The sequence below is a fragment of the Photobacterium sp. GB-72 genome (assembly GCF_003026095.1).
Taxonomy (GTDB): domain Bacteria; phylum Pseudomonadota; class Gammaproteobacteria; order Enterobacterales; family Vibrionaceae; genus Photobacterium.
In genome coordinates this window covers 138,363-153,726 of the sequence record NZ_PYNV01000003.1, presented here as the reverse complement: position 1 = coordinate 153,726, position 15,364 = coordinate 138,363, and the positions used below count along the sequence as shown (strand labels likewise).

Below are 15,364 nucleotides of genomic sequence, written 5' to 3'. Positions count from 1 at the left end.
TTATTATTGATATTTCTATGAAGTATGTTACAAAAGCTTGCAAAATCATAGTTGAATAATAAGAATTTTTAGCTAAATATGTCGTCAAATTATTGACGATATGTTTTTTTAAATCAATTAAAAAAATACCGTTTTTAATAGAAAACCTCTATCGATTATAAAAACATCAATTGGTGGTGCGTAACATGTTCTGTATGACTGGGATCGTTACTATCAAATTGAATAAACAAAAAAGGTTAAGAGAGTATGACTACCATTGATAATAAGAATTTAGGCATGATCAAGCTTGTGAATGGAGACGGCTTTATTCTTAAGGCTGGTGATAAAGTTCAGCCAATTATTGATGAGCATACTCTTCAACCTGATGAAATCGTTGTTACTAATGGTAACGCTAAATTTATTATTAACAATAATGGCGTTGAGCAAGTCATTAATCAGACATGCCCAACTTGCGTAGTAACAACGCCTGTAGGTGTTAAAGCAACGGATCTTAATAACAAAATCGCGTTTAATCATGAGGGAGCGGAACATACAACTTTCGCTTCTGACGACATTGATGCAATTCAAGCTGCGATTTTAAACGGTCTGGATCCTACTCAACTTTTTGAAGCACCTGCGGCTGGTAATGAATCTGCAGGTAATGTAGGCCTTAATGGATCATCTTCTGCTGCAAGTTTTATAACGATTAATTACGATAACGATGCACTTTTAGCTGAAGCTGGCTTCGATACGGCTTATGATCCAAGTCGAAATATAGATAACCTAGATCCACGGGCTATTTTAGTTCCTGATGGTGGCGAACTAGGCTCATTACTTATTACTGAGGGTGATCTCAGTGATAATACCTATCCTGTTGTTTCTTCGACATCTATTTTTGTAGAAGCGGCAACGCTTCCTCTTGAGACTTCATCGTTTGTATTTGATCCTCTCACCATCAATAATGTTTTAAATGAATTAAACAGTGAGATCACATCAGGCGGTCAGGCTGTTACTTTTGTCTACGATAAAGTAACGAATATGATCATCGGTACTCTCGATGGTCAACCTGTTATGTCTATTGCATTAGAAGCAACGTCAGAAAATGGGCGTGATGTAACGGTGACAGTAACCACAACGATTAATCAGCCACTTGACCACTCTGGTGATAATGTTTCTGGCTTAGTCAATCGTGATGGCGATCAAATCAATATTGATGTTGCTATTCAAGCCACAGATAGCAGTGGTAATGCATTAGATAAGCCAATTAATGTTGAGATTGGTGTTATCGACGGTGCAAATCCCGAATTTGGTACTGATACCGGCGTGACAATTAATGAAGGTACTCAAGCTGATCAGGTTATTGACGGAAAGGTTCCACTTGATGTTGGTTCTGATGCAATCGCAACCATTCATTTTAATGCTGAACAAGCAGGCTTAACGGCAATTACAAGTAATGGTCGAGAAACAACGTTTACCGTTGATGGTAATGTTTTAACTGTTTTAGATTCATTTTCGCAACCTGTGATGGTGGTGACCATTGCGAATGATGGTACCTACACTGTAAAAGTGACTGGGCCTATTGACCAAAACAGTGACGATATCGCGAATATTAAATTAGATGTTACTGCGACAGATAAAGACGGTGATACCGCTCAAGGTGAGTTAAATATCACCATAAATGATGGCACTGATGCTGCGGGTGGGGAACGCGTTTCTATTACATTAACGGAAGGTGATATTGACGTTGATGGGAGCGGTACAAGCACGGGTGGCGCAGATACCACTTACCCAGTAGAAAAAACCGGTGAGCTTACGCTGGTTGCGGGGGAAGATCGCCTCGATCCAACCACCGTTGCCATTGATGCGACGCAGCAAGCGGATTTAATTAAAGAGCTAAACGCAGAGCTTACATCTGGTGGCAAACCATTAACCTTTACGATTGACGCTAATGGTAACTTAGTCGGTACCATTGCGGGTACTGATACAGTTGCCGTACGAGTTGAATTAATCCCAACGCAAGTGGGTCAAAACGTTAACGTCGAAATTCAAATCATTCAAGAATTACCACTTGATCATAATCCTTCTGGAAATTCACAAGGTTTTGTTACTGTGAATGGCAGTAACATTTCAATCAATCTTCCTATTCAAGCAAAAGACACTGATGGTGATCTTCTTGAAAAACCTGCGCAAGTAGATATCACGATCAATGATGGTGACAATCCTGTTTTTGGTATTGATCTTGGAACAGAAAATCCAATTAATGAGACCGATGATCTAGGTAAAGTTGTCGATGGGAAAATCCCCCTTAATATTGGCTCAGACGAAATATCTCACATTCACTTTGATGCTGAACAACCAGGCTTAGCGAATATTACGAGTGATGGCAAACCTGTTACTTTTTCTGTTTCAGGTAATACCATTAACGTCGTTGATGCTGAAGGCAAGCCTGTAATGACTGTTACTATCGCTAATGATGGTAGCTACAAAGTTATTGTAGAAGGCGAGCTGGACCAAGATAGTCTTAATATTGCGAAAATAGAATTAAACGTCACAGCAACAGATAAAGACGGCGATACCGCACAAGGCCAATTAAATATTCAAGTAGAAGACGGTGCAATTGCCGGTGGCGGTGAGTCTGCAAGTATTACGATTACAGAAGGGGATTTAACCCCAGAAGGTAATGAAGTCGGGTATCCCGTTTCAGCAAGTACTTCTTTAACGATTACCGCTGGTGCTGACCGATTAGACCCAAGCTCGATTACGATTGATGAGAAACAACTCGAGGCTTTAAAAAATGAGCTTACAACAGAGCTTAGTTCTGACGGTAAGCCATTAACATTTACTTATGATGTAGCAACGGGCGTATTAACCGGAAGCGCAAATGGTGCAACTGTTGTTAGCGTAACATTGACAGCCCTTCAAGCAGCGAATGGTAAAGATGTTGATGTAAAAGTTACCATGACTCAGTACGGACCATTAGATCACAATGGTAATGAGATCGATGGTCTAGTCGCTAACCATAATGATCAAGTTGTTATCGATTTACCTATTCAGGTGAAAGATACCGATGGTGATTGGTTAAAAGATCCTGCAACCGTTGATATTACCGTTGTCGATGGCGAAATCCCTGCTTTTGGTGTGGATAGCAAAGCGACCTTAAATGAAGGTAAGGATGGCATTGCAACCGGTATGGGGAATATTGCGGTTGATAGCGGTAGTGATCAGGTCGTTAAGGTTACGTTTGAGGCGAACCAAGACTCCCTTAATGGTTTAACCAGTAATGGTCATGCTACAACTTATTCACTGAGTGCTGATGGCACTACGGTGACGGTGGTATTAGCGAGTGATCCATCGCAAGTGGTAATGGAAGTGACTATTGATATCAATGGTCATTACGTTGTAACGCAAAAACAACCTATCGATCAGGTCGATGATACTGCAGCTGATAATGAGAACATTGCTTTATCTGTTGTGGCAGAAGATAGAGATGGTGACGTAAGCAAGCCAGGTAATATTGAGATTACTATTCATGATGGTGCCAATGCATCAGGTAATGAGCAAGGAGCTATTACTATTACAGAAGGTGATTTAACACCTGAAGGTAATGAGCAAGGTTACCCAGTAAGTGGTAATACAACAATAGCTATTGCTGCGGGGGTTGATCGTCTTGATCCGACAACAGTGACCGTTGACCAGACACAAGTTAATGCGTTAATCCATGAGTTAACTACTGAACTTACAACAGCAAATGGTACGGCAATTAACTTTAGCTATGATGCTAAAACGGGATTAATTACAGGTACTGCGGGTGGTGAAACGGTATTAACGGTAACTGTGAGCGCGGTTCAAGCGGTAAATGGGCATGATGTTGATATTAACGTGTCTATTACGCAATTTAAGCCACTTGATCATAATGACAATGGCACCGATGGCTTAATTAAAAGCGTTGATGACAAAATTGTTATTGATGTTCCAGTCCAAGTTAAAGATACCGATGGTGATTGGTTAGACAAACCTGCCAATGTGGATATCACGATTGTTGATGGGGCGAACCCTGAATTTGGTACCGATAAAGGTATCATCATCAATGAAACCACCGACGCTGATAAAGTGATGCAGGGTCAGATCCCGTTAAATGTCGGCTCTGATGATATTCAGACCATCCACTTTAATGCGACCCAAGAGGGCCTAGCCAACATTACTAGCAACGGTCAGCAAACCACGTTTACTGTTAATGGCAATGTATTAACCGTGGTTGATGCAGACTCTAATCCTGTGATGGTAGTGACGATCGCTAATGACGGTACCTATACCGTTAAAGTAACCGGGCCTGTTGACCAAAACAGTGTCGATATTGCTGATATTAAGCTTGATGTTACCGCGACAGATAAAGATGGTGATACGGCTAGTGGTGAACTCAACATCACGATAAAAGATGGTACAGATGCGGCAGGTGGTGAAAACATTGATATCACAATCACCGAAGGTGACCGTGATGTGGATGGTAGCGGCACAAGCACAGGTGGCGCAGATACCACTTATCCGGTAGAGAAAACCGGTGAGTTAACGCTGGTTGCGGGTGAAGATCGCCTCGATCCAACTACCGTTGCCATTGATGCGACGCAGCAAGCGGATTTAATTAAAGAGCTCAACGCTGAGCTTACATCCGGCGGCAAACCATTAACCTTTACGATTGATGCCAATGGTAACTTGGTCGGTACTATCGCAGGTACTGATACGGTTGCCGTACGTGTTGAATTAACCCCAACGCAAGCGGGTCAAAACGTTAACGTCGAAGTTAAAATCATCCAAGAACAACCACTGGATCATCAGGCTTCAGGTAACAGTTCAGGTTTTGTCACTGTCGATGGTGATGACATCTCGATTAAAGTCCCCGTACAGGCGAAAGATACCGATGGCGATTGGTTAGACAAACCAGCCAATGTGGATATCACGATTGTTGATGGGGCGAACCCTGAATTTGGTACCGATAAAGGTATCATCATCAATGAAACCACCGACGCTGATAAAGTGATGCAGGGTCAGATCCCGTTAAATGTCGGCTCTGATGATATTCAGACCATCCACTTTAATACGACCCAAGATAGCCTAGCCAACATTACTAGCAACGGTCAGCAAACCACGTTTACTGTTAATGGCAATGTATTAACCGTGGTTGATGCAGATTCTAATCCTGTGATGGTAGTGACGATCGCTAATGACGGTACCTATACCGTTAAAGTAACTGGGCCAGTTGACCAAAACAGTGTCGATATTGCTGATATTAAGCTTGATGTTACCGCGACAGATAAAGACGGTGATACGGCTAGTGGTGAACTCAACATCACGATAAAAGATGGTACAGATGCGGCAGGTGGTGAAAACATTGATATCACTATCACCGAAGGTGACCGTGATGTGGATGGCAGCGGCACAAGCACAGGTGGCGCAGATACCACTTATCCGGTAGAGAAAACCGGTGAGCTTACGCTGGTTGCGGGTGAAGATCGCCTCGATCCAACCACCGTTGCCATTGATGCGACGCAGCAAGCGGATTTAATTAAAGAGCTCAACGCAGAGCTTACATCCGGCGGCAAACCATTAACCTTTACGATTGATGCCAATGGTAACTTGGTCGGTACCATCGCAGGTACTGATACGGTTGCTGTACGTGTTGAATTAACCCCAACGCAAGCGGGTCAAAACGTTAATGTCGAAGTCAAAATCATCCAAGAACAACCACTGGATCATCAGGCTTCAGGTAACAGTTCAGGTTTTGTCACTGTCGATGGTGATGACATCTCGATTAAAGTCCCTGTACAGGCGAAAGATACCGATGGTGATTGGTTAGACAAACCTGCCAATGTGGATATCACGATTGTTGATGGTGCGAACCCTGAATTTGGTATCGATAAAGGTACAACGATCACTGAAACAGAAAATGGTGCAACCGCAACAGGTAAAATCCCGCTAAATGTGGGCTCTGATGATATTGCACATATTGATTTTGCGCAGTCTCAGCCATCACTTGAAGGGATTGTATCTAATAACCAAGCAACCCGTTATGTGGTTGATGGTAATGAAATTAAAGTTGTGATTGACGGTGGCGCGAATGATGGCGCAGCGGTAATGACGATTGAAATCAATGTCGATGGTAGTTACACGGTTCATCAACATCTGCCAATTGAGCAAGACAACAGCAAAGGCGATACCGTTGATATTAATCTGGCTGTTACTGCAACAGATAAAGACGGTGATATCAGTAATACGGGTCAATTAGAGATCCATATTAAAGATGGTCTAAACCCTACCGGTGAGGGTGTTGTAGCAAACATCACGATTACAGAAGGTGATCTTGAAGATCCTAAAGCTGGCAAGGGTTACCCTGTTTCAGCAGATACGCATTTTACAGTTAATGCCACAGATGATGCATTAGTTGCTAATAGCTTGAAGATTGCTGATAGCGCACAAGTAGATTTAGTAAAAGAGCTCAATAGCTTAACGTCAAATGGTGAAGCACTGACTTTCACTGTTCACACTGATGCTAATGGTGTAATCACTATTACGGGTGTGACAACAAGCGGTCAAGAAGCGGTAAGTATTAGCATGACGCCGTCTTCATCAGCGAATGGTGATGTGACTGTTGATTTGGCCATTCATCAGGCTTTGCCTCTTGATCATGTAAAATCAAACGGTACTTATGTTGATGTTACAGGCGGTAAGATCACTATTGATGTACCTGTTCAAATGCAAGATACCGATGGTGACGCGTTAGACAAACCCGTTGATGTGAACATTACGATTAAAGATGGTCAGAAGCCTTCGTTTGGTAATGATTCAACAGCAACCTTGGAAGAAGGGGTATCAGGCACAGCAACAGCATCTGGCACTATTGATATTGATACGGGCAGTGACCAAGTCGCGAAAGTGTACTTTAAAGGTAACCAATCATCGTTGGATGGTTTAACCAGTAATGGTCATGAAACGACGTACTCATTAAGTGCTGATGGCTCTACAATCACCGTAGTATTAAAAGACAATCCATCTCAAGTTGTGATGGAAATCAAGATTGATGTTAATGGTCATTACGTTGTTGAACAAAAACAACCGATTGATCAGGTCGATGACAAGAATGCTGATAATGAAATTATTAAGCTAGATGTCGTTGCTCAAGACTATGACGGTGATAACAGCAAGCCGGGTCAGATCACGATCAATATTCATGATGGTGAGGATGCAAAAGGTGGCGAAACTGGCTCTATCGTTATTACTGAAGGCGATTTACAACCGACAGCAGGTGAACAAGGTTACCCTGTTTCAGGTGATGTTGACATTGCGGTGAAAGCTGGCGTTGACCGTTTAGATCCAACTAAGGTTTCAATCGATAGTACACATCTTTCGGCATTAATTGATGAGTTGCAGTCAGAGTTAACAGCATCTGGTTCAAAAATTAGCTTTAGCTATCACGATGGTCAGCTAATCGGTACTGCTAATGGTCAAGTCGTTCTAACGGTTGCGGTTTCAGCAGTACAGGCAGCTAATGGCCATGATGTAGACGTGAAAGTTTCCATTACTCAACATGCGCCTTTAGATCATCATGGTAGTGAAACCTCAGGTTTTGTAAGTGTTGATGGCGATAAGATTGTTATCGATGTGCCGGTCCAAGTCAAAGACACTGACGGTGATAACCTTGCCAATAATGTAAATGCGCAAATCACCATTAATGATGGTGCCGCACCTATCATTATTTCTGCTCCAGCTATCAGTGTTGATGAAGATGCATTAGCGGGTGGTTCACATACATCAAAAGATGGCGTAACAGCACTGGGTGATATTCAAGTCGATCAAGGCAGTGACTATGTGTCTAACTTTAAGGTCGATGTAGAAGCGTTTAATGCTCAAAATACCATTAAGTCAGAAGGCCACGACGTTGTTCTTGAGCAGACAGGTGTGGGTACTTATCAAGGGATAGCGAATGGACAAGTTGTCTTCACCTATGCCTTGTTACCTAATGGTCGTTATATATTTAAGCTGGAAGGGACAATAGATCATCCCACTCAAGGTGAAGATGAGTTTAAGATTGAATTTCCTGTTTATGCCGTTGATAAAGATGGTGATACCAGCGGTACAGTCAATATTGATGTATCAATTAAAGATGATATTCCATCTGTACATGATGTAACGCTAAATACGGTTGAGCACAGCACGACGACACTGGAAAATGTGATTGTGAGTACCGGTGCGGATGGTGCACAAGTCACAGCATTGATTGTTGATGGACAGCATATTGATTTATCAACATTGCCAGAGTCTGGCGGTTATCGTATTTATGAAGTAACAGAGAATGGTCAAAAGTTAGGTGATCTTATGATCAAACCTAATGGTGATACTTACTTTGCTGCGAACGATAATTTGGATCATAACCAAGAAGAGATCCTTAAAAATATTGGCTTTGAAGTAACCGATGGCGACGGTGATAAGGCACAAGGTACGATCACGCTTGAAGTGTCGGATAAAGATGCAACCTTAAGCTTGCAAAACAGCATTGGTCAGGAAGAAGACGGTCGTCACTCTACTGATCCCAACGATAATGTTGATGTAAATCGTGATGGTATTGCGATCAATATGAGCATCAATGTTGGTGATAATGATCGTGGTGAGCACATTGGCACTGTGACTATTCACCCGCAAGGTGAAGCGCATGGCGTCTTTATGTTTAACGGTCAGCCTTTAGCTGTTAATAGCGATGGTTCAATCACTATTCCTGCAAGTGCATTTACAGCAGATGCTAGCGGTGAGAATTACACCCTACAAGGCGTGACTTTTGTTCCTGCAGAAGATTTCTCGACCTCTGCAAACGGTATTAAATTTGATGTTAGTGCACAAGTGAATACCACTGATGGTGGTAACCACCCAGTAATGAATGGTGAGTTTTCGATTGATGTTCAGGGTATTGCAGATACGCCAACATGGAGTGCAAGCTCTGTTGAACATTATGTTGTTGATGAAGATGGTTCTAATGTTCAGCTAAGTGTTGTTGCTGATCTGCAAGATACCGATGGCTCTGAAGCACTGTTCTACTACATTACGGTACCAAAAGAGTACCAAGATAAATGTACATTAGAAATTGATGGTCAAACACTAGTTGAAACATCACCAGGGTCAGGTATTTACAAAGTAGATGCTGAGCAAATGAAATCTGTTGAGGTGAACCCTGCTGATAACTTTAGTGGTGATATTAAACTGTCTATCACAGCTGAAAGTAAAGAGCTTGATAACTTTGTTAATGGCCATCAGACAGCAGAATCGACTGCGAAAGAAATTGTTATCAATGTAAATCCTCAAGCTGATGATGGCACGTTAAAAGTGACGCGTGTTGAATCGAAAGAAGATGAGCGCATTGATCTATCAACGCACATTAACTTTGTGTCGTTAGATGATAATACCGATAACTCTGAGCATTTATTCCTACAAATCTCAGCACTTCCTGAAGGTGCGGTATTGTACTTAAATGATCAACTTCTGACGCCAAATGCTGATGGTGTGTATGAAATTAAATATGAAGACTTGAACGGTCTATCACTTCAGCCGCCATTAGATAGTAACGTTGACTTTAGTATCTCAGTCAATGGTGTGATCCGAGATGTTGCAACCATTACTGATGCTAATGGTAATGTGACAACGGAAACTAGCGAGAAAGTTGTTGGTCCACAATCGATTGATATTGCATTAACCGGTGTGGTTGATCAGGCGAGAATTGAATCAGAAAATTCTGATTGGACCCGTTTAGATAACGGTAAAATTGGCTTACAAACCACGATCAAAGAGGATGGTAAAGCACACTTTGATTTTAAAGTAGTATCCGGTGAGCACACCGTTGATGGTAAAACTGACGGTTCAGAAACATTAAGCGTTGTAATTTCTGGGATTCCAGATGGAGCTAAACTTTATGATCAGCATGGCAATTTGCAGACACTGGTTTATGCCGGTGAGGATGCAAATGGTCAACCAATTTATCAAGTTAATTTAGATACATTAAATGATGTTGTTATCGTACCACCTGAAAATAGCTTAGAAGACATCACGTTATATGTACGCGTTGTCGTGACTGAGAACGATGGTGCGAGCAAATCCTTTGATGGTGAGCTAGTTATTCACGTAACGCCTGACATTGATGCAACAGATTACAATACAGTATCAAAAGGCTTTGAAGATCAAGGAACCGTTGTTAATTGGTTACCGCCAGCATTTAGCGATCCACAAGAGCATATCACGGCATTAACGCTGAATGGTTTACCTCAGGGCTATCAGCTGTTTTTAGGTAGCACATTACTGGTGGCAGACGCATCTGGAAAAGTGACCTTTAGCGATAGCCAACTTCAGCAACTATTGAATGGCGCTAAGCTAACGGTTGATGCTCCAGAAGATTCAGATAAAGACATTAAGTTGACGTCTACAGTAACGGTATCAGAGACCGATGTTGATGGTGATAAAGAGACTGTAACGAAAGATATTACAGGTACTTTAGTCATAGATATTCAAGCGGTTGTTGAAGATGACGGTCATTTAACCGTTATCCATAATGGTAAAGAACTGGATACGATTGCCTGTGGTTCTGATGGCGTCATTGATTTATCAAACAATACCCATTCAGACGGTAAAATTACATGGGTAGATGATGACTCATCGAGTCAGGAAATTGTCACTCAAGTTGTGTTAGAGCCTATTCCTGAAGGTTTCGTTATTATTGGCGGTATCAATAACGGTGATGGAAGTTGGACGGTACCACAGTCAGAACTAGACAAGTTGCAGATTAAAGCTCCTGAAGGCTTCAAGGGTAAGCTTGAATTGGAGATTAGTGCTTTAGTACAAGATCAAAGTGATGATGGCGACGTTAGTAGTACAGTTGCTAAGTATGACAAGATCACACTGGATTTTAGTAATAACACTGAACTGCATGATGAAAAAGCAGCAGATATTGTCGTTGATGACAGCTACATAGTAACGGGTAGCGAAGATCAAACGTTAGATCTTGGTAAGCAATTGATGGAAAAAGTAGTACAAGTTAGTACTACTGATGGGTATCAAGTGAATGATGATTTTACTTTAGTTATAAATGCTAGCAATTTACCGAAAGGAGCCACTATTTCAGGGGCTAATTTTGATCATGAAACTGGTGAATATGTAATCAAAGTCCCTGTATCCTCAACAGGCGAGATTGATCTTTCGGGTCTAAATATCAATTTACCTAAAAATTTCGCGGGTGATTTTAAACTTGACGTTAAGTATGTCACTACCGATACCGAGAGTGGTGATTACAAAACGAAGACAGATACCATTTCTATTCAAGTTGCTCCACAAGTTGATGGACCGAAATCTGTTGATATTAACGTGGTTGAAACTGAAGGCTTAAACGGTGATAAGCAGCCAATTTCGTCTTCTGATGATAAAACAGAGCAAGTTTACAAAGATGTTGCTTATGAAGATGGGGATATTAAGCTCGATTTATCAGCGACTTTAAAAGATTCACATACTGATATTACTAATGGTGTTGAACGCATTGATTCGGTGGAATTAACGCTAAAAGACAGCACTGACGGCGTGTTCATTGATGAACACGGTAACGTGTTAGGTTCATCTATCACCATTGATGCTAGCCTGATGGGGAATATTCATTTCCGTCCAGCGCCTGATTTTAGCGGCAAAGTTGATATTGATGTGAAAACCACGGTTGTTGATACCACTGTTTATGATGAAACGGCTGGTGGCAAAGAAGTATCAGCATCAAAGACATTTGATAACACAGTGAGTTTTGATGTCGTTGCTGTTAATGACGAAGTTAAATGGCATGGTACTGAGACACCGATTGTCGGTAATGAAGATACCGCTATTTCATTAAGTGGTGTTGGTGGAACACTACAAGACAGCGATGGCTCTGAGCATATTGTTTCTATTAAGTTAGAAAATGTACCGGATGGCTTTATTGTTCAAGGCGCAACCAATAATGGTAGTGGTGTTTGGACACTTAGCGGTTCGGGGGAATCATTTGATTTAAGTAGCGTGAAAATTGTGCCACCGAAAGATTTCAGCGGTACAGTTAATATCGATATTGTGGTGTATTCAAAAGAAGAAACCTTAGACAAGCCAGCTGAAAACCGTAAAACCATCACTATTGATGTTCAGCCAGTTGCTGATAAAGTCGATACAGATGTAAACCCAAATGCATCTGGTGATGAAAATGGTTCAATCACGTTGGATTTAGGCATTAAAGCTTATGATGACGAAAACACCGTTAAGAACCCAAATTCAAATGTGCATGAAAATGGCGCGGAATCACTACAAATCACCATTACTAATGTGCCTGATTCAAGTTCATTTACATTACCGGATGGTGTAAAAGGCAGCTGTGAAAAACAAGCAGATGGTTCATGGGTCATTAAAGTTGATGGCTCTGAGCTTGATACATTGACCTTCCACCCAGGTGATGCGAACAACCAAACTGTGATTGACGGTAAAGTTTGGACGGGTGATCTAGATTTCGATATTCGTGCGGTGGATAACGGTGTTGTTGGTACAGATAGCGTTGCGGTGGATAAAACAATCCACGTTGATGTGACGCCTGATAACGATGCACCTGTAAACCATATGCCAACGGATCCGCTAACAGTTGAAGAAGATGCAATACTCGTGATCAAGAACCTGCAAGTGACTGATGTAGATAGTCATGATCATGATGCAGTAATGAACATGACGGTGACGTTAAGTGTACAGCATGGTCAATTAAGTATTGCTGATGGTGTCGATACAACAGGTCTGGTGATCAAAGGTCATGGTGATGGCACATTAACCATTGAAGGTGATATTACTAAGATCAATCAGCTATTGGATAAAGGCATCAATTACGTTGGTGATAAAGACTTTAACGGTACTGATAGCTTAACCATGACAACCAACGATAACGGTAATTCTGGTGCTGGTGGTGCATTAACAGATACCGATAGTGTTGATATTACAGTTACACCTGTTAACGATGCACCAGTGAACACGGTACCTGATGCATTTACTGTTGATGAAGACAGCAGCCATGTGATCAGTGGTCTTAAGATCAGTGATGTAGATGCGAAGGAAAATGGCGCATCAGGTGACATGACGGTGACGTTAGCAGTAGGTCATGGCCAGTTAGCGATTATTGCAACTGATACGCAAGGTTTGAATATTGTTGATAATGGTGACGGTAAGTTAGTTATTAGTGGTGATATCAATAAGATCAACACATTACTTGCTGACGGTATTAAATATACCGGTGATGAGAATTACGCAGGTAAAGATCAGTTAACCATGACTACCAGCGATAACGGTAACGCTGGTGCAGGTGGCGTATTAACGGATATCGATACGGTTGATATCACGGTGACACCGGTTAACGATGCGCCTGTTAACCATGTACCAACCAGTATTGCGGCAGATGAAGACGTTGCTACTGTTATCACTGGATTACAAGTATCAGACGTCGACTTTAATGAACTAGCCAATAATACTGGTATGTCGGTACAGCTAAGTGTGGCTCATGGTTCATTAACGATTACATTGCCAGATAACAGCCCAGTGAAAGTGGTTCAAAATGGAGTCGGTAATGTCACGCTTGAAGGTTCAATGGATGATATTAATGCCGTACTTAATAGTGGGGTAAGTTATACCGGCGATGAAAATTACAGTGGTAAAGATGAGTTAACCATTACGACTAACGATGGCGGCAATACAGGCTCTGGCGGTAACCAAGCTGCAACTAATAAAGTTGAAATTAATGTAGTTCCTAAAGCAGATGCGCCATCATTAAGTATCAGTCCGGAACATTTACAAACAGCAGCGATAAGAAGCTCTGTTGGTACCATGTTGCCACTGATTGGCTTAATTGCTGCGGCATCCGCAGATGCATCTGAAACCTTAACCGTTAAGTTAACGAATTTAGGTTCAGGTCAGGTTGTTGATAAAGACGGTAATGTTATTGGTAAAGATCTTGGTAATGGTCATTGGGAAGTGCCAGCTGACAAGGTTGATGGCTTGTATATCAAAGATCTTGACCAAGGTACGCACTCAATTAATGTTGTCGCGGTTTCGACTGAATCTGATGGCTCTTATGCAGAATCTGCACCTGTAAATATCAATATCGTTGTAGATGATTTATCGCAAACAAATAACGTTATTGGTCACAATTCAAATGTGAGTGGCGATAATCTGATCATCGACAGTACTGCAGCAGCAACGCTTTACGGTGGTGATGGTGATGATGTACTGGTTGGTGGTTTAGGCTCTGATATCCTTGTTGGTGGTGCTGGTGATGACATTCTATGGGGTGGGGAGCTAGGCGGTCATGGTGATGGGGTGAAAGATACCTTCCTATGGTCAGAAAGTGATTTCGGTACGGCAGATGCCCCTGCGACAGATAAGATCATGGACTTTGAAGTTGGTATCGATACTATCAGCCTAGGTGATGCATTAGACACGAAAGATATTCACTCATTAGCGGATTTGAATAATCGTCTGAATATCACTGAGCAAGATGGGAGTACCTTAATTCAGATCTCTAACGATCAAGATAAGGTAGTGCAGAATATCATTCTAGATGGTGTGTCTAACCATGACTTATTTGGTAGTACATCTAGTGAGATGACTGCAACGGATAAAGTGACAACGTTATTGAATAACGGCAGCCTTGAGCTTAGTAAGAACTTTGGTAATGAAGAGAGCAATGACTTAATCGCAGATAGCCAAGGTGAGTCTTTATTTGGTTTCGATGGTGACGACAATTTACTCGCGGGTACTGGAAATGACATCTTAACTGGCGGTGCTGGTGATGATCTCTTTACTTGGCATGAAACATCGCTATCTAATAGCAATAATACCGATACTATTGCTGATTTTGAGCTTGGTAAAGATAAGATTGATATCCGAGAATTGCTTGGCAATGATGATAGTGGTAAGTCAGATATGGATAACTTATTGGATCATGTAAGTGCAGGTGTTGATGATAAAGGTAATGTTAATCTTGATATCACAACAGATGACGGTAAGACGCAAAATATTGTCTTAGATAATATTCATCCGGCCCATGATCTTGGGTTAGTGGATGGGGCTTCTTCTGTTGATATTATGAATTCACTGTTTGATCACAATGCATTTAAGATAGATAGCGGTCACTAAATAGAAAAATAGAATATAAAAGCAGCCCTTAGTGGCTGCTTTTTTTTACCTAAAACTGCGTAGTTATTCATTTAATTTACAATAAGTGCAGAAAACAAGCCTATATAAAGGAAACTTACGAACGATATAAAATAATAATCTATAAATAATGACTAATTAGACATAAACGTGTTTTGTTGCGGTA

At 41.4% G+C, this 15,364-nt stretch carries 1 protein-coding gene; it reads left to right on the top strand.

Going from position 1 to position 15,364, the window contains the following annotated elements; translation table 11 throughout:
- The first annotated feature begins 246 nt into the window (after window positions 1–246).
- Window positions 247–15,180, top strand: coding sequence for a retention module-containing protein (locus C9J40_RS06100; protein WP_107246165.1), 14,934 nt, complete (start codon window positions 247–249; stop codon window positions 15,178–15,180).
- Window positions 15,181–15,364: the final 184 nt, after the last annotated feature.

Excerpts from the sequence above, each read along its gene's own strand:
- C9J40_RS06100 (WP_107246165.1), top strand. The coding sequence starts at position 247 with ATGACTACCATTGATAATAAGAATTTAGGCATGATCAAGCTTGTGAAT.